At 67.1% G+C, this 17,308-nt stretch carries 18 protein-coding genes; 9 read left to right on the top strand and 9 right to left on the bottom strand.

Going from position 1 to position 17,308, the window contains the following annotated elements; translation table 11 throughout:
• Window positions 1–30 precede the first annotated feature (30 nt).
• From ACT3S2_RS04055 to ACT3S2_RS04065, 3 genes are all read right to left on the bottom strand, one after another.
• Window positions 31–1,806, bottom strand: a complete 1,776-nt coding sequence (locus ACT3S2_RS04055; RefSeq protein WP_444554998.1) for a glycerophosphoryl diester phosphodiesterase membrane domain-containing protein — start codon at window positions 1,804–1,806, stop codon at window positions 31–33.
• A 273-nt stretch (window positions 1,807–2,079) separates the two neighbouring features.
• Window positions 2,080–2,511, bottom strand: a complete 432-nt coding sequence (locus ACT3S2_RS04060; protein WP_444561275.1) for a BlaI/MecI/CopY family transcriptional regulator — start codon at window positions 2,509–2,511, stop codon at window positions 2,080–2,082.
• A complete protein-coding gene (locus ACT3S2_RS04065; RefSeq protein ID WP_444561276.1) occupies window positions 2,508–3,071 on the bottom strand; it encodes a hypothetical protein in 564 nt (187 codons plus the stop codon). The genes ACT3S2_RS04060 and ACT3S2_RS04065 overlap by 4 nt, the downstream gene beginning before the upstream one ends.
• 126 nt (window positions 3,072–3,197) lie before the next feature.
• On the opposite strand from ACT3S2_RS04065, the gene ACT3S2_RS04070 reads away from it, so the two are divergent.
• From ACT3S2_RS04070 to ACT3S2_RS04105, 8 genes are all read left to right on the top strand, one after another.
• Complete coding sequence (locus ACT3S2_RS04070) at window positions 3,198–4,004, top strand: thioredoxin domain-containing protein (protein ID WP_444555001.1); 807 nt, start codon at window positions 3,198–3,200, stop codon at window positions 4,002–4,004.
• Window positions 4,005–4,940: a cytochrome c biogenesis CcdA family protein gene (locus ACT3S2_RS04075; RefSeq protein WP_444561277.1), complete on the top strand. Its 936-nt coding sequence runs from the start codon at window positions 4,005–4,007 to the stop codon at window positions 4,938–4,940.
• Window positions 4,937–5,284 carry a DsrE family protein gene (locus ACT3S2_RS04080; RefSeq protein ID WP_444555003.1) on the top strand — a complete coding sequence of 116 codons (348 nt, stop codon included), beginning with the start codon at window positions 4,937–4,939 and terminating at the stop codon, window positions 5,282–5,284. Before ACT3S2_RS04075 ends, ACT3S2_RS04080 begins: the two co-directional genes overlap by 4 nt.
• 113 nt (window positions 5,285–5,397) lie before the next feature.
• Window positions 5,398–6,144 carry a GntR family transcriptional regulator gene (locus ACT3S2_RS04085; protein WP_444561278.1) on the top strand — a complete coding sequence of 249 codons (747 nt, stop codon included), beginning with the start codon at window positions 5,398–5,400 and terminating at the stop codon, window positions 6,142–6,144.
• Between the two features lie 166 nt (window positions 6,145–6,310).
• Window positions 6,311–7,507, top strand: coding sequence for an FAD-dependent oxidoreductase (locus tag ACT3S2_RS04090; protein WP_444561279.1), 1,197 nt, complete (start codon window positions 6,311–6,313; stop codon window positions 7,505–7,507).
• A 30-nt stretch (window positions 7,508–7,537) separates the two neighbouring features.
• Window positions 7,538–8,914 carry an MBL fold metallo-hydrolase gene (locus tag ACT3S2_RS04095; protein ID WP_444561280.1) on the top strand — a complete coding sequence of 459 codons (1,377 nt, stop codon included), beginning with the start codon at window positions 7,538–7,540 and terminating at the stop codon, window positions 8,912–8,914.
• Window positions 8,915–8,920: 6 nt separating this feature from the next.
• Window positions 8,921–9,688: a sulfite exporter TauE/SafE family protein gene (locus ACT3S2_RS04100; RefSeq protein ID WP_444561281.1), complete on the top strand. Its 768-nt coding sequence runs from the start codon at window positions 8,921–8,923 to the stop codon at window positions 9,686–9,688.
• 60 nt (window positions 9,689–9,748) lie between these two features.
• Complete coding sequence (locus ACT3S2_RS04105) at window positions 9,749–10,432, top strand: metal-dependent transcriptional regulator (protein ID WP_444555008.1); 684 nt, start codon at window positions 9,749–9,751, stop codon at window positions 10,430–10,432.
• A 63-nt stretch (window positions 10,433–10,495) separates the two neighbouring features.
• Here the strand turns inward: ACT3S2_RS04105 and ACT3S2_RS04110 are convergent, their stop codons facing one another.
• From ACT3S2_RS04110 to ACT3S2_RS04135, 6 genes are all read right to left on the bottom strand, one after another.
• Complete coding sequence (locus ACT3S2_RS04110; RefSeq protein WP_444555009.1) at window positions 10,496–11,371, bottom strand: metal ABC transporter permease; 876 nt, start codon at window positions 11,369–11,371, stop codon at window positions 10,496–10,498.
• Window positions 11,368–12,108, bottom strand: coding sequence for a metal ABC transporter ATP-binding protein (locus tag ACT3S2_RS04115; protein ID WP_444561282.1), 741 nt, complete (start codon window positions 12,106–12,108; stop codon window positions 11,368–11,370). Before ACT3S2_RS04115 ends, ACT3S2_RS04110 begins: the two co-directional genes overlap by 4 nt.
• Entirely contained in the window at window positions 12,105–13,064 is a 960-nt protein-coding gene (locus tag ACT3S2_RS04120) for a metal ABC transporter substrate-binding protein (protein WP_444561283.1), read from the bottom strand. The genes ACT3S2_RS04115 and ACT3S2_RS04120 overlap by 4 nt, the downstream gene beginning before the upstream one ends.
• Before the next feature lie 86 nt (window positions 13,065–13,150).
• Window positions 13,151–13,276, bottom strand: a complete 126-nt coding sequence (locus ACT3S2_RS04125; RefSeq protein WP_444555012.1) for a hypothetical protein — start codon at window positions 13,274–13,276, stop codon at window positions 13,151–13,153.
• A gap of 68 nt (window positions 13,277–13,344) precedes the next feature.
• Window positions 13,345–14,574, bottom strand: a complete 1,230-nt coding sequence (locus ACT3S2_RS04130) for an MFS transporter (protein WP_444555013.1) — start codon at window positions 14,572–14,574, stop codon at window positions 13,345–13,347.
• A gap of 507 nt (window positions 14,575–15,081) precedes the next feature.
• The gene (locus ACT3S2_RS04135; RefSeq protein WP_444561284.1) at window positions 15,082–15,702 is read right to left on the bottom strand and encodes a hypothetical protein; all 621 of its coding nucleotides are present in this window, start codon (window positions 15,700–15,702) and stop codon (window positions 15,082–15,084) included.
• A gap of 211 nt (window positions 15,703–15,913) precedes the next feature.
• On the opposite strand from ACT3S2_RS04135, the gene ACT3S2_RS04140 reads away from it, so the two are divergent.
• Window positions 15,914–17,173 carry an MFS transporter gene (locus tag ACT3S2_RS04140; protein ID WP_444561285.1) on the top strand — a complete coding sequence of 420 codons (1,260 nt, stop codon included), beginning with the start codon at window positions 15,914–15,916 and terminating at the stop codon, window positions 17,171–17,173.
• The last annotated feature ends 135 nt before the right edge of the window (window positions 17,174–17,308 follow it).

The raw sequence follows: 17,308 nt of genomic DNA on the forward strand, positions 1-17,308 counted from the left end.
CTGCGGGGCCTGGGACATTCCCCCTGGTACCTAATGCGAGGTCGGCATCACGCTGGCCAGATGCTTGACCACATCGCGCAGCGGGAACGCCGTGCCCGGATGCGCGTGGACCCGGGACCGTTGGGTCCTGGCCCGCTGCGGGTGGTCGGTGACGATTCCGGCGACGCCGTCGTAGAGGTATTTGCGGATGCGGTCCTCGCGGTTGACCGTCCACACATAGACGGGCAGATCCGCCGCGCGGGCCTGGTCCAGGAACTGCTTGGAATAGGAGGCCTGTTCCACGACCAGGAAATCGCAGTTCACGTCCGGGATCCCGCCGACGGTCATCGCGATGGTGTATCCCACGGACAGGTCGGGGCGCCGGGCCTTGAGCGATTCCACGAGATCGGCATCCAGGGAATGGTAGATGTTGTCGTCCAGGGGTCCCACCGAGGCGAGCTCGGCGATGAAGCGGTCCAGGTAGTCGTCCGTTTCATGGCCGTGGACCTTGGGCTCGATGAGGAGCTTGATCCCCAACTGCCGGGCCCGGCGGACGTAGTCCAGCATCGAGGGGATGTGGTCGCTGAAGCCCCGGGCACTGACCGTGGTGGCTTCGGCCTCGGCCAGGGTCAGATCGTAGATGTCCACGTTGTGGCCGGTCAGGAGCAGCAGGTTCGTGTCGTGGCTGGCGACGAAGTGTCCGTCCTTGGTCTGCTGGACGTCGACCTCCACCAGATCGGGGTCCTGGGTGGCCGCCGATTCCAAGGCGCCCAGGGTGTTCTCGACCCCGCCCCACACCCACCCGCGGTGGGCGATGACCAGGGGGTCGGAAGTCTGGGCCGGAGCGGCGGCCACCGCGGGGGCGCCCATGATGGCGATGGCCACCACCGCGGCGCCCGCCGTGGTGCGCAGCGCCAGCCGACGTCCCCCGAGGGGGAGTGCGGCACGGCCCGGCGACCGGCTGGCTTCGGCGGCGGGGCGGTCCACCGCCCCGGCGGGCGAGGCGGAGGCCCGGCCGGCCGGAACCCGCCGATCCACCCAGGCGAGCAACACCCGGATGAGCGCCACCGTGGCGATGACCATGAGTACGAAGTCAGCGGCCCGCGCCGCCCCCAGGCCCAGGGTGGTCACCAGATGGGAATCGGTGTCCAGCACGGCCCCGGGCAGGGTCGCGGCCCAGGCCACGGTGCGCGAGGGCAGATCGAAGGTCAGCACCGCGGCCAGTAGCGGGGCCGCGAGGATCGTCGGGAGGCGGAGGCGTGGGGTCCAGGTCGCCTGCCAGCTGGTGAGCATGGCCCGCAACGGGGTCAGCCCGCGGGTGACCAGCAGCGGGATGGTCGGCAACAGGCGCAGGTTCAGATACACCAGCGCGCTGATCATCGACAGGTACAAGCTGATGCTCAACGGTTTCTTGAGGTACTCGGCCGTGACGAACGGGGCGACCCCGATATCGCGGGTCAGCGGGGAGAGATCGGCCAACCCGCCCAGCGGCATGAGCAGGAAGACGTAGAGGGCCACCAGCGGGGCCTGCAGCCCCAGCGCCTTGCCGGTCGCACGCCAGGCCTGGCGTCCCGCCGTCGTTCCCGGATGCCGTGACCCGGCGCGGATCCTGCCCACCAGGGCGATGACCGAGGTGTATTGCAGGGCCAGTGCGCCCAGGGCGATGAACCCGATGGCCAGGAACAGCAACACCGACGGGGGACTATGCAGGATCCGCGGGAAGTTCCGGTCGGTCAGGTTCGGGGTCCCGGCCAGCGCCAATGCGTGGGTGAACAAGAACTTCACCAACGGCAGTACGAACACCAGGATGATGCCCTGCCAGAGCACGAGTACCCCGGCAGGGACCGACAGGCCCGTCAGGAACGCCCGGAGCCTCCCGGGCCGGGCGGTCGGGGCGGTATCGGTCCCGGCCGGTTGCTCGTGCTGGTTGCGCTGGCCGATGGCGTCTTCCCCCTGTCCCTGCCTCGGTGGTTCCGGACCGCCACGGGCCGTGACGGGTTAAAAGATCCGTACCATTTTACCAATGCGGGGCGGGGGACCGGGTATCCGGTGCGTTCGGCGGGGTCGAGTCGCCGGGCCGGACGGGCCCGGGCGGGGTGGTTAGAGCAGGGATTTCAGGTAGGCGCGGTCGGCGGGATCCAGTGACGTGGCGAAGCTGGCCAGGCATCTGCGACAGTCGTTGGTTTCGCCCAGCGCCCGGACCATATGGGCCGCGGAGAATTCACAACCGCTCAAGGCGGCGGTGTAGGACCAGACCTGGCCGGTCAGTTCCCGGGTGGCCAATTGCTTCTCCACCAGATGCCCCAACACCGTGGCCACCGTGGTGTAGGCCGGATGCGGGGGTTCGCCGGTGGCCAGTTCCTCGAGGATGCTGCGCGTGGTGTGGGTCTGCTTGGTCTTCCACAGCACGTCCAGGACCCGGCGTTCCAGGGTGCCGACCCGGGGGGCCTCTCCGGGGTCGAAGGGCAGGAGGGGCTGCCGGGGCGATGCCCCGGGCTCGACGGCGGCCTCGCCGGTGGTGGTGGTGCTCATGCCTGGGTCCTTTCCGCTGTCTCCTGTAGGGCATCCGGTCGCGGGATCGACACCGGGCATTCGACCTGGCCCGAGAGCCGGTAGATCACGGCGCCGAAGGTCATGACCAGGGCCAGGGCGGCCATCCAGGGCTGCAGGGGCGCGAAGTAGGCCATTGCGCCGGAATACCCCAGGGCCAACAGGGCGATCTTATTGCAGACCGGGCAGCCGATGGCGAACCAGGCCAGCAGCCCGCCGGCCAACCCCCAGCGCGAGCCGCTATCCGCCGAAGAGTCTTCCGGGGCCGGGGCGGCCCCCCGGGGACTGACATAGCTGCCCACCAACAGTCCGGAGAGCAGGGACGTGGCGATCCATACCGGCCGGTCCCATGCGGTGGGGGCGATGTCGCGGCTGAAGAAGTCGTTGGGGATCAGGACGGTGGCCACGCCGAGCAGCACGCCGATGCCCAGGGCGCCGAGGGCGGCGACGATCCATTGCCGGGGCCCCCACCACCTCAGGGCGGTCGCGGCCAACGTGATGCGGCGTGTGAAGCCGATGCGCGGTCGTGCGGGGCGTGACATGGGTACTGGCTCCTGGGTGGTGTGTGATCTTCAACGGAAAACTTGATCGTCGCCGTTCTATCTACTATCAAGGATAGTAGAGATACTATGCAACATAGTAGCTAATCGATCGAAAGCAGCACCCCCATGTCTGAAACACCAATGCACGACGAACCGGCGACGCCGGGCCGCCGGAACGGCGGAGCCAGGAAACTGCCATGGGTGTGGATCATTCCGATCCCCGTGGCCCTCGTCATCGGTCTGTTGATCGGCATGCAATTGCCCTTCGGCAACGGAAGCCCTTCCGAACCGGCCCCGGCCGCCGCACCGCAGGAACAGCAACAGCAGCAACCACCCCAGCAGGAGCAGGCCCCGGGCGAGGACGTCGAGGTCCCGGACATGGCCCGCGTGGATCCGGAGGATCCCACCGCCGTGGGGGATGTGGATGCGCCGGTGGTCATGGTGGCCTACTCGGACTTCCAGTGTCCGTTCTGCGCCAAATGGACGGCCAACACCCTGCCGACCCTGATGGACAAGTACGTCGACGAGGGAAAGCTGCGCATTGAATGGCGGGACCTGGACATCTTCGGCGATGCGTCCCTGAAGGCCGCCGAAGCCGCCCAGGCGGCGGCCATGCAGGACGGCTACCTCGAATTCCACGAGGAGATGTCCAAGGACGGCAAGATCGCCGATGCCTCCGCCTTCGAGGACAAGAACCTGAAGGCCACCGCCGAGAAGCTCGGGATGGACGGCGATCAGCTCATCGAGGACATGAACGGGGTCCACGCCCCGGATGTGGTGCAGCAGAACATCGACGAGGCCATGGAGCTGGGCGTGACCAGCACCCCGTCCTTCCTGCTGAACAAGACCCCGTTCGTCGGCGCCCAGCCCACGGAGAACTTCATCGAGGCCATCGACAAGGAAATCAAGGCCGCTGAAAAGGACGAGAAGTAGATGGAGGCCGGACTGCTCTTTGCCTTCGTCGGGGGAGTGCTGGGGCTGTTCAGCCCCTGCAACGCCCTGCTGCTTCCGGCGTTCTTCGCCCATGCGGCCACCTCCACCCGCAGGCTCTCGGCCCTGGGGCTGGCCTTCCTGATCGGCATGCTGGCCACCCTGGTCCCGCTGGGCCTGGGCATCGGCTGGCTCGGGGGCACCATCGCGGTGGATCGCCGGGCCCTGATCGTCGTGGCCGCCTGGGTCATCATCACCCTGGGGGTCGTGCAGATCCTGGGCGGGGGATTCGATGTCGGCAAGCTGCTGCCCAGCCGGGCCCGGCGCAAGGGTCCGGCGACCCCGTCACTGGGTGGGGCCGTATTGCTGGGGACCGCCGCCGGGGTGGCCGGATTCTGTACCGGCCCCGTCCTGGGAGCGATCCTCACCCTCGTCCTGGCCCAGGGCAGTGCCCTCTCGGGAGGACTGCTGCTGGCCATATACGCCCTGGGCATGGTGATCCCCGTGCTGATCGTGGCCGGCATCATCCGTCGGACCGGGGTGTTCAAGGCCGGCTGGCTGCGCGGACGCACCGTGTATCTGGGCAGGTTCCGCTTCAACACCAACATGTTGATCGCCGGGGTGGTCACCGTGGCCGTCGGGGTCGTCATGTTGGCCACCGGCGGACTCGTCACCTCCAATGAACTGATCTCCGCCTCGGTGATGGACAAGATCTCCGCCGCGGCCGGCTCCGTCGACCAGGCGCTGCCGGGCTGGGTCTGGCCGGCACTGTTGGGACTGGTGCTGTTGGGCTGGTGGATCCTGGCGGTCCGCCGTCACCTCAAGGCCGAGGACCCGGGGAACGGGCAGGACGCGGAGCACGACGCCGGCTCGCAGGACGCTGGTTCGGGCCAGTCGGGCGAACGGGCCACCAGCGGCGCGGGAACGGAGGCACCATGAACTCCCTGGTGCTGCACCTGGCCGGACCGGGGCAGGCGCCGTTCCCCGATCTGGCCACGGCCTTGAGGATCGCCGCCAACGCGCTGGCCGAATTGCCCGGCACCGAGGTGGAGATCGTGGTCCAGGGTCCGTCGGTGACCCGGCTGGCCGCCCCGGCGGAGGACTCGGCACGGATCACGGAGCTGCTCGGCACGGGACGGGTGGCGATCAGTGCCTGTGCCAACTCCCTGCGCTCGGCCGGGGTGGAGGTCTCGGAGCTGGCCCCCGGGGTCCGCGATGTGCCGGCAGCCATCGCCCAGCTGGCCCGCCGGCAGGGCGAGGGGGCCGCCTACGTCCGCATCTGAGGCAGCCCGGGCCCGACCCGCGATAGCATCGGTCCCGGGAGCCGGCACGTCAGTTCTCGGCGTCCGGGCGTCCGGCAACCGGCCGGCACCATAGACAGCGAGGCGGGGAGACGATGGCCACCGGGCAACGGGATCAACCAGGGCGCAAGGTCCCCCTCTGGCAAGCGGTCCAGGATCGGCTCAAGGAGCGGATCGACCGCGCGGAGTTCGTCGACGGCTTCCCCGGGGAAATGGCCCTGGCCGATGAATACGAGGTCAGTCGGTCCACCATCCGGGCCGCCCTGGCCCCGCTGCGTCGGGACGGGCTGCTTTCGGCCCAACGCGGCAGGCAATCCTCGGTGGTCAACGTCGTGGACGAACAACGGTTCGGCCCCGTCTACAGCCTCTTTGCCGCCGTCGAGAACGCCGGGATGACCCAGCGCAGCGTCGTCGAGGTCGCCGAGCTGCGCCGCTCCGCCACGGCGGCGGCCCATCTGGGGTTGGCGGCCGATGCCGAACTCGTCTTCATCTCCCGTACCCGCTATGCGGACCGCGACGTCATCGCCGTGGACGACACTTGGCTGCCCGCCGACCTTGCCGCGCCGGTCTTGGAGGCCGATCTGAGGCATACGGCCCTCTATGAGGTGCTGCGCCGCCGGTGCTCGATCACCCTCAGCGCCGGACATGAAACCCTGCACGCGCTGGCCTCCGACGGGGCCCAGTCGCGGCGCCTGGCCTGCCCCGAGGGCACCGCCGTCTTCTTCATCGAACGCCTCGGTCTGGCCGGGGAGCAGGCGGTGGAATGGCGCGAAACCCTCATCCGGGGAGACCGTTTCACCGTCACCACCTCCTATCCCTCGGCCCCCGCCGCCGCCCGCTGACCCCGCCGGTTCCCGGCGCGCCGACCACTGCCACCATCCGGGGGCTTCCCAGAATCGGTAAATGTACGTACATTAGGTCGTAGGGTGCTTCCCGCTGGGATCCGGCACCTCCCCGCCGCATGCACAGCTCCGGCGGGCAGCGCCGAACGAAGTGGAGACGTTTCATATGGGCCTGCACCATCGCATCCTGATCATCGGCGGCGGCAACGCCGGACTGAGCGTGGCCGCCCGGCTACGCCATGCCGGCCAGGACGACGTCGCCGTCATCGAACCGAACGACAAGCACTACTACCAACCGCTCTGGACCCTGGTCGGCGGGGGACGGGCCCCGGCGAAGGAATCGGTGAGGTCCCAGGCCTCGGTCATGCCCCAGGGGGTCGCCTGGATCAAGGACGCCGCCACGGGGGTCGACCCCGAGGCGAAGACCGTCACCCTCGCCTCCGGGACCACCGTCGGCTACGACTACCTGGTGGTCTGCCCCGGCATCCAGCTGGACTGGGACAAGCTGCCCGGCCTACCCGAGGCCCTGAAGACCCCCTCGGCCTCGAGCAACTACAGTTTCGACCTGGCACCCAAGACCTGGACCATGATCCGCGCCCTGCGCTCGGGCACCGCCGTGTTCACCATGCCGGCCGGGCCGATCAAATGCGCCGGAGCACCCCAGAAGATCGCCTACCTCGCCGCCGACTACTGGCGTGAACAGGGGGTCCTGGACGATATCCACATGGTCCTGGTCCTGCCCACCCCGGGCATGTTCGGGGTCAAGGAATTCTCCGACGAACTCGACCGGGTCGTCGCCGACTACGGCATCGAGGTCCGCTTCAGCAGCGAAGCAACCTCCATCGACCCGGAGGCCAAAACCGTCTCGGTGCGCAACAACACCACCGGGACCGACGAGGAACTCGGCTACGACTTCCTCCACGCCGTCCCGCCGCAGTCCGCCCCGGACTGGTTGAAGAACAATGCCCTGGCCGACCCCCAGAACCCCGCCGGCTACGTGGAGATCGACAAGAACACGCTGCGCCACACCAGGTACCCGGAGGTCTTCGCCCTGGGCGATGCCGGCTCGAGCCCGAACTCCAAGACCGGGGCGGCCATCCGCAAACAGGCCCCCGTGGTGGTGGAGAACCTGTTGGCCGTCATGCGTGGGGCGACGCCGTCGGCCAGCTACGGCGGGTACGCCTCCTGCCCGCTGACCACCTCACGCCACACGATGCTGCTGGCCGAATTCGACTACAGCATGCGCCCGGCACCAAGCTTCCCGTTCATCGACACCACCCATGAACGCAAGGACATGTGGTACCTCAAACGCTACGGACTGCCCAACATGTATTGGAATCTCATCCTCAAGGGACGAGCCTGAACCCACGAGCGACCGCCTAAGGAGTACGCCATGTTCTTTGAACGCATCTACGACACCGATCTGGCCCAGGCCAGCTACGTCATCGGCTGCCAGGGCAACGGGGAAGCAGTGGTCATCGACGCCCGCCGCGATACCGACGTCTACCACCGGATCGCCGCGGAGAACGGACTGAAGATCACCGCCGTGACCGAAACGCACGTGCACGCCGACTACCTCTCGGGCACCCGCGAACTGGCGGCCGATACCGGCGCCACAATGTATGTCTCCGGCGAGGGAGGACCCGACTGGCTCTATGACTTCGAGGCCACCGTGCTCACCGAGGGTGGCACCATCACCCTGGGCAACATCACCCTCACCGCCCTCCACACCCCCGAACATCTGACCTTCCTGGTCACCGACGGGGCCTTCTCGAAGGATCCCGGGTACGCGCTGACCGGTGACTTCGTCTTCTGCGGGGATCTGGGCCGCCCCGACCTGCTCGACGAGGCCGCCGGCGGCGTGGATACCCGCTTCATCGGGGCGAAGCAGATGTTCGCCAGCCTGCGGGACAAGTTCCTCACCCTGCCCGACCATGTCCAGGTCCACCCGGCCCACGGCGCCGGCAGCGCCTGCGGCAAGGCGCTGGGTGCCGTGCCCTCGAGCACCGTGGGCTATGAACGGCTCAACGCCTGGTGGGGCAAATACCTGGAGGCCGACGACGAGGAAGGCTTCGTCGCCGAACTGCTCGAGGGCCAGCCCGACGCCCCGGCCTACTTCGGGCGCATGAAGCGCCAGAACCTCGCCGGCCCCGCCGTCCTGGGCGAACGGAAGCCGCTTCAGGAGCTCGACGTGGACCAGGTCGCCGCCTCGCTGGACGCCCACGAGGTGACCTTCGTGGACACCCGGGCCCAGAGCGAGGTCCACCGGGGCACGGTCACCGGGTCGGTGAACATCCCGGCGATCAAATCCATGGCCACCTACGGGGCCTGGGCCATCGACCCCGAACGCGACGGCCGCCCGCTGGTCCTGCTGGCAGAGGGCCCCGAGGCCGCCCGGACGATGTGGGACCACCTGATCCGGGTGGGCATCGACGATGTCTCCGGTTACGTCACCAGCATCGAGGGCCTGCCCCGGCATACGCCGAAACTGGTCCAGCCGGGCGAGATCGCCGATTTCGACAAGGCGCTGCTGCTGGACGTCCGGGCCAAATCCGAACACGAGGACGGCCACGTCCCCGGCTCGGAACAACTCCACGGCGGGAGGGTGTTGTGGAACCTGGAGAAGCTGCCCACCAGTGGAACCATCGTCACCTACTGCCAGAGTGGGGTGCGCAGTTCGGTGGTCGCCAGCACGCTGCGTCATGCCGGGTACGACGTCGTCGAGCTCGAGGGCAGCTATGCCGCCTGGGCCGAACAGCACGCCAGGTAGCCGGCGGTGATCGGTGCCGCACTGGTCTTCGGGCTGATCGTCGGCGGGCTGCTGGGGCTCGTCGGCGGGGGAGGGTCCATCCTGGCGGTTCCAGCACTGGTCTATGGGGTGGGGATGCCACTCTCGGCGGCCATCCCCAGCTCGCTGGTGGTCGTGGGGGCCTCCTCGACCATGGCGGTGCTGCCCCGGATACGACGCGATGTGGACTGGCGGCTGGCGCTGGTCATCGGGGTCACCGGCGGGGCGACGGCCTTCGCCGGCACCGCGGTGAACTCGCTGATGGATCAGCAGGTGCTGCTGATCGTCTTCGCGGCGATCATGGTGCTGGCCGGCATCCGGATGCTGCTGCCCGTCGGCTCCCGGGCCGGCCACGACTATGCCGCCGACGGAACCATCATCTGGCGTCGCCGCCTACCCAAGGCGGTGGCCACCGGTATCGTCGTCGGATTCCTGACCGGTCTGCTCGGGGTCGGCGGAGGGTTCCTCATCGTCCCGGCCCTGGCATTGGTCCTGGGGCTGCCGATGACCACGGCGGTGGGGACCTCGCTGGTCATCGTGGTGGTCAACTCCCTGGGCGGATTCATCTCCCATATCGGGAACCTGGACCTGGACTGGGCGCTGACCGGGGCCTTCGCCGGAACCGCCATGGTCGCCTCCTACATCGCCGGGCACATCGGACGCTCGCTGCCCGAACGGGTACTCAAACGAGGCTTCGCCTCACTGGTCTTCGTGGTCGCCGCCTATGTCGTGGCCCGGGTGGTCCTGGCCTTCTAGCCGGTGGGGCCGGGACCCTCCGACGGGCTTGTGGGGCCCGGGCTGCGTAGACTGGCCTGCATGTCGGTTACTGAATTGTCGGACAGCGCCCAAAACCATCTCAAAGCCGTCTGGAGCCTCTCGGAGTGGACCAGCGAACCGGTCACCACCAAGGACATCGCCGAAAAAACCGGCTTGCGGATCTCCACGGTCTCCGATGCCGTGCGCAAACTCGCCGAGCAGGGCTACCTGGACCATGCCAAATACGGCACCGTTGAACTCACCGAAACCGGTCGCACCCACGCGGTGGCGATGGTCCGCCGCCACCGGCTGATCGAATCCTTCCTGGTCGACATCCTGGGCTACGGCTGGGAACAGGTCCACGACGAGGCCGAAGTCCTCGAGCACGCCGTCTCGGACTTCATGATCGAACGCATCGACACCATCCTGGAGCACCCCACGCGCGACCCGCACGGGGATCCCATCCCCGCGGCGGACGGCACCGTGGAGGTGCCCGACGCCGTCCAGCTCACCGGCGTCGAACCCGGAACCGTCGTGGTGGTCGAGCGGATCTCCGACTCCGACAGCGAACTGCTGGGCTACTTCAGGGACCGGGACATCATCTGTGGTGTGCGGTTGACCGTGGGCGCCGGCGAACCGTATTCGGGCACACTCGAAGTGCAGATCGACGGCTCCGACCAGCCGCCGTTGAGCCTGGGGAAGACGGCCAGCGACGCCCTCTTCGTCTCGGTCGCCGGCCGCTAGAGAACAGAAGCAAAAAACTGCCCGCCCGGTTCAACCGGGCGGGCAGTTTTTTGCCGTTCCCCCTCAGGCTGCGGTGGTGAGCAGGCGCTTGCGCCGCTGCGCCGCCCACCGCTTGCCCAGCAGTCCGTGGCGGGGGCCGAACAGGTAGACCACCGTGAAGGCGGCGCCCTGGGACAGGACCACCATGGCTCCCGAGGCGGTGTCGAGGTAGTAGCTCACATACAGCCCGGCCACGGCGCAGACCACCGAGATGATCGGGGCGATCACCAGCATCCGGGAGAACCGGTCGGTGAGCAGGTAGGCCGTGGCCCCGGGGATGATGAGCATGGCCACCACCAGCACCACGCCGACGGCCTGCAGCGCCACGACGCAGGTCAACGCGAGCAGACCCAACAGACCCGCTCCGAGCAGCCGCGGGTTCAGCCCGATCGCCTGGGCGTGAGTGGGATCGAAGGCGTAGAGGGTGAAATCGCGGCGCTTGAGCAGCAGGACCGCCAGGGTGATGGCCCCCAGGATGCCCACCTGCCACAGCTCCGCCCGGGAGACCCCGAGCAGGTTGCCGAAGATGATGTGGTTCAGGTCGGTCTGGGAGGGGGTGACGGAAATCAGTGCCAGACCCAGCGCGAAGAGCGTGGTGAACACGATCCCGATCGCGGCATCCTCCTTGACCCGGCTGGTGTCACGCACCACCCCGATCAGGGCGACGGCCAGGAACCCGAAGACGATGGCCCCCAGAGCGAAGGGCGCCCCGACGACGTAGGCCAGCACGACCCCGGGAAGCACCGCATGGGACACGGCATCGCCCATCAGGGACCAGCCCACCAGCACCAGCCAGCAGGAGAGCACGGCGCAGACGACCGAGGCGATGATGGTGGTGGCCAGGGCACGGACCATGAAGTCGTAGCTGAGTGGTTCGGCGAAGAGCTCGATGAGGTTCATGCCAGCACCTCCCGGTCCATGACGTCCAGGCCGAAGGCGCGGGCCAGGTTCTCGGGTTGGAGGACTTCGTCGGGGGAGGCGTGCATCAACACCTTGCGCATCAGCAGCACGGCCTCGTCGGCCAGGGCCGGCAGGGCGTGGAGGTCGTGGGTGGAGACCAGGATGGTGGCGCCGTCGGCGGCGAGCCCGCGCAACAGTCCGGTGATGGTCGCCTCGGTGCGCTTATCGACGCCGGCGAACGGCTCGTCCAACAACAGGATGGTGGCACCCTGGGCGATCCCTCGGGCCACGAAGGCCCGCTTCTTCTGTCCTCCGGAGAGTTGGCCGATCTGCCGGTCGGCGAATTCGGTCAGTTCCACCCGTTCCAGGGCATCCGCCACCGCGGCACGGTCGGCCGGGCGTGGCCGGCGGGTGAAGCCCATCTGCGCGTAGCGGCCCATCATCACCACATCGCGGACGGACACCGGGAAGGCCCAGTCGACCTCCTCGCTCTGCGGGACATAACCGATGGTGCCCGCCTTGCGGGCGGCGGCCGGGGCCCCGCCGTTGATCTTCACGGTTCCCTGGTCCGGGGTCACCGAACCCATGATCGTCTTGAACAGCGTGGACTTGCCCGAGCCGTTCATGCCGACCAGTCCGCAGATGCGGCCGGGCTGCAAGCTCACGCTGGCGTGGTCCAGGGCCAGGACATCGCCGTAGTGGACGGTGGCCTCGCGCACGTCGATCGCGGCGGTCATGAGTTGGCTCCGGTCAACGCGTCGGAAATGGTCTCCGAGTCATGGCGCAGCAGATCCAGATAGGTCGGGACCGGTCCGTCGGCGGTGGAGAGCGAGTCGACGTACAGGGTTCCGCCGAAGTCAGCGTCGGTGGCCTCGACGATCTGCTGCATCGGGGCATCGGAGACCGTGGATTCGCAGAACACCGCGGGGACCTGCTGGTCCTTCACGAATTCGATGGCCGCGGCGATCTGGCTGGGCCGGGCCTGCTGCTCGGCGTTGACCGCCCAGATGTACTGCTCGGTCAGTCCGGCGTCGCGGGCCAGATAGGAGAAGGCGCCTTCGCAGGTGACCAGCGCCCGTTCGTTCTTCGGCAACGTGGACAGATCGGCTTCCAGATCGTCACCGACCTGCTGGATCTCCTTCTTGTATTCCGCGGCGTTGGCCAGGAAATCCTCGGCATGCTCGGGGGCGAGTTCACCGAAGGCCTTCGCCATGTTGTCGACGTAGAGCTTGGCGTTGTCCGGGCTCATCCAGGCGTGTGGGTTGGGCAATCCGGCCTGCTCGTCCTCGCTGATGTCGATGACGTCCACGCCTTCGCTGGCCACGATGTGGGGGACGTCCAGGTGGTCCACGAACTTCTCGAACCACGCTTCGAGGTTCATCCCGTTATCCACGATCAGATCGGCCTTCGAGGCCTTCTTGATGTCCCCGGGGGTCGGCTCGTAGCCGTGGATCTCCGCACCCGGCTTGGTGATCGACTCCACCTGCAGGTGCTCGCCGGCGACATTGGTGGCCAGATCCGACAGGACGGTGAAGGTCGTCAGGACCACGGGCAGGTCGGAGTCGTCGTCGGTACCGGTGGACGAGGCTGCTGCGCTGCAGCTCGTCAGGCCCAGGGCCGCAGCCAGCAGGGCAGCAGCGGCAACGGGGCGCCGCCTAGCGTTTTTTGGCCAGGGAAAGTGAGGGATGTGCATATCTGTACTTTACGATCAAGCACCCAGAAAACAAAAGTTCGGGTCCCCAAACCTGTTGTTTTGACCCGCAAGCCCGAAACTTCCGCCTAGTCCCGCAAGATGTGTCGGATCTGCCCGGTCTTCTTGCCGTTTTTCCAAATCACGCCCACGGCGCTGAAGGTTCCGATGAGGATGGCGGTCGATAGCAGTGTGCAGAGCAATCCGGTGTCCATGGTCCTGCCTCCGTTCCGGTCCTGATGTCCTGTTCCGGCCACGGTACTCCCTCAACAGGTGACGGGGGTCAGACCCGGATCTTGCGGGGCAGGACCCCGGCACAGACGATGACCAGCAGTCCGGCCAATGGCACGATGAGCAGCCCGGTGGCCAGGGTGGTGCGGTCGGCAACAAACCCGACGATCGGTGGGGAGAACAGGAACCCCACGCGCATCAGCCAGCCCAGGATGGTCAACCCCGTGCCATGGCGCAGGCCGGGGAGCTCGTCGGCGGCGTGCATGGCCGCCGGGATCAGCGTGGCCATGCCGAAGCCGGAAAGCCCGAAACCGATGATGGTCCCCGGGATGGTCGGGAAAGCCAGCGCCAACCCCATGCCCACCACGACGATGACGCCCCCGGCACGGGCCACGAGTCGTTGGCCGAAGGCATCGAAGAGCTGGTCACCGATGAGCCGACCCACCAGTTGGCAGCCGATGAGGGCCACGAAACCCAGCGCGGTGACCGGCGCAACGGCGCCGAGTGAATCGTGCAGGTAGATGGCCGCCCAGGAGTTGCCGGCATCCTCGATGATCGAGCCGCCCGTGGCGACCAGGACCAGTGCGGCGAGGATCCCGTAGGTGGCCAGGCGGGAGATGCGGGCCCGGGGGATGCCGCCGTCGTGCTGCTCCGCGGTGTCCATCCCGGTCGGTTCGGGACCGGGAAGAAGCGTGCGGCGGCAGTACAGGGCGAGGGTGCTGAAGAGGATGAGCGAGACCCCCAGATGGATTCCGCGTGGGATGTCGGCTCCGGAGGCCGCGGCCCCCATCAGCCCGCCCAGGACGGCGCCCACGCTCCAGGCGGCGTGGAAGGAGTTCAGGATCGAGCGGCCGTAGCGGCGTTGGACGCGCAGTCCGTGGGAGTTCTGGGCGACATCGGTGATCGCATCGGCGGCACCGGCGATGAACAGCGCCCCGGCAAGCAACGCCCAGCTCGGGGCCAGTCCGGCCAGCAGGATGCCGGTGCCGGTGAGGATGGTCCCTGCCACGGCGACCCGTGAGGAGCGGAAGCGACGGATCAGGGTGGCCGCGGCCAGACCGGCGATGAGGGCCCCGAGCGGGAAGGCCGCGACGGCAGCCCCGAATTCCCCGTTGGAGAGCCCGAGTCCGTCCTTGATCGCCGGGTAGCGCGGCAGCAGGTTGGCGAACAGGGCGCCGTTGGTCAAAAAGAGCAGCGAAACCGCCAGTCGCGCCCGGCGGTCGGTGAGTGAAGGGCCGGTGGCAGTCGCGGTGTCTGGGGCCTCAAGCGGGTCGGGTGTCACGTATCCACCGTAGGCCGTTTTAGCTTCGTGATCCTGACTAAGGCTTCATAAGGTAGCTCTGCGGCAGTATGGGTGAAGTGTGATGAGCAACCCTCCCCTTAGTAGTCTGCGGGGCCGACCAAGGTTCTACGGTAGTAAAGGCTTCCAAGGGTGCGAACTATCGTGAAGCGCGCAAACTTTGCCCAAGCCTATTGGCAACATTTTCTTGGACAATCCCTGGAAGGTAATTTGAACTTCGCGAAAGCGAGTCCACGTATTTGTGTGTGTTGCTCAGCCTGCCGTTCGTTGTTTTCACAATCAAATGCGCGGAAATGATGGCGAAACACCCCAATAATTGCAATGTCCTGTGGGTCCGGTTTAGGGGGAGCAGAACTAGGGGTGATCATCCTCGTTCAACGACGTGTGAGGAGGCACAGCATCGAAACCTAGGTATTTTCGAGGTACAAAGCACAAACACCGCTAGGTATTTGTGCAGAAACACGGGCAGGTAATCTGAAGGGGGCACGTTTACTGCTTCACGAAGTCCGCACAGGAATCGATTTCGAAGAACTGACCATTTCGCAGCGTGACGACCGCCTGGCCGCTCACGATGTTGTTATCCACGATGTCCGCATCCGCTTCGGAGGAAGACATCCACGCGTAGTAGCAGCCAACGGGATTGGTTCCATCCGGTCCGGAGGTCTTGTATTTGCCGGCCTTCACGTCGACACCGACTTCATACAGGCCGGGACCGAAGGTGTTCTTCTCGCGGTCCGCGACGGCCCCGTCAAACTTCTTCTGGTCCTTGGCAAGCTGCTTTTCGGCGGCAGAGACAGCGCTCTCGCGATCCTTCAGCTTCGCTTGGGAGGACTTCTGGCTGTCCTTGAAGTCCGCTATCGTCGTTTCCGCGTTGACGGAGGCCGCTGTCGCCAGATCCTCCTGCTCCTTGATGGCTGCCGCGTACCCCTCGGCACCGGCTTCCAATGTTTCATTTTGCGCCGTGAGGGTCTCCATGGAGGCCTGCTGGGTGGACACCTGTTGTTCCAGATCGCCTACCGGAGCGGCCCCGATGAAGCCGCCGATGAGCCCACCGATGACCAGACCAGCGCCGGCCCCGATGCCGAGAGTCGCGAGACGGGCCTTCGTCATCCGGTGTTGCTTGGGCGGAAGAGCACCAGGAGCGTGGGCTTCGGGTGGTAGCTGTGCGTTGTCTTCCATGTTTCCCCCTTGGAAATGGCGCCCCCTTGCGTTGCACCCATAACGTGATTCTAAGGGGTGGGACCGTCAATTTGGGTCTGTGAGTACGCTTCTACCCAAGGGGCCGGGTCGCGGCCGGAGTTGGAGCCGGGGGAGGGCAGTGATGGCACGTCTCGATGGCGCGGATCGCCCGGGAACGCCCTCGGTGTTGCGCCGCGAACGCCGGGTCCTCACCAGTGCCACGCTCACCAGCGGCACCGGAACGTTCATCGACTTCGTCCTGCCGCTGTTCGCCGGGGCAGTCCTAGGTCTCTCGGCCTCCCAGACCGGGGTCCTGCTCGCCGTGGACGTGATGGTTTCCCTGCTGGCCCGGCCATTCGCCGGGGCCATGGTCGACCGCGGCGGACGGTCGGGAATCGCGGCGGCGGGGGCAGCGACCATGGGGCTGGGCTGCGGCCTGTTCGGGCTGGCCTCGGGGTTGCCTCTGGCCGTGACGGCAGCAGCGGTGTCCGGGCTGGGAGGGGCCTTCCTGTGGGTGGCGGTCCGCGCCATCGTGGGCGAACGGCTGGAGGTGGACTCGGGGGTCTTCGCGAAGCTGCTTTCGGCCGAGGAATACGGCAGCTGGGTCGTCTTCGTTCCGGCGGTCGTGCTGCTCTCGGCGACCAGCTATGTTTCGGTGTTCTTCGCCTTGGCCCTGTGTTCCTTCGCTGCCGCAGTGGTGCTGGCTACGGCACCATGCGGGCGGGACCTACCAGCGGTGTCCGATGGTCCTGCCGCCAGCGGGGGAGAAGAGACCGGCGAGGCCTCCGCAACGGCGCTGACCTCCCTGAATTTGGGTGGGGTGGGCCGCAAGCTACGCCCGATGCTGCTGGCAGTGGTCATCGTCGAGGCCGCGGAGGCCGCCATCAGCTTGCTGATGATCTTGCAGCTGCAGCGCCACTTCGATCTGGCGCCCTTTCAAATCGCCCTGATCTTCTTGCCCGGTGCAATCGCGATGAGTATTCTGCCGCCGCATCTGCACCGCGCCGTCGTCAGATTCGGGCGTCGAAAGATCCTGATCCTGGGTTCACGGGCCAGTGCACTCTTCGCCGCGGGCCTCGGCTTTGCGCCCAATCCCTTGGTGATCGCGGGCCTGTGGGTGCTCTCTGGGGCAGCCTGGGCGGCCATCATGCCCATCCAGCAGGCGGTCATCGCCGAATCGGTCGGCTCCCGCCACCTGGGACGCGGGCTGAGCCTCTACGAGGCCAGCACCTTGGCCGGGGCCATGGTGGGTTCACTCGCGGCAGGTTTCTTGTACGACGCCGGATCCTGGCTCATGGCCTGTCTCGTCTTCGCGGTGGTCATCCTCTCGGGGGCGGCCCTGGTGCTGGCAGCGGTGCGCCGACTCGGCGCGGTTGACCGGCCACCAGCGAGGCCAAGCTAGACAAGACGCGTCACGGCCCATGGATGGACGGCCTTATTCAGGAATTCGCCGTTTGGGATCGTAGTCCCGTAATTGGCGGTGACGTTCGTGTCGAGTTGTTAGTTGCCAAAGAGCAGGAGGCAGTTGCATTCAGGC

It is taken from the genome of Arthrobacter sp. AOP36-A1-22 (assembly GCF_052377615.1).
Classification (GTDB): Bacteria; Actinomycetota; Actinomycetes; order Actinomycetales; family Micrococcaceae; genus Arthrobacter_H.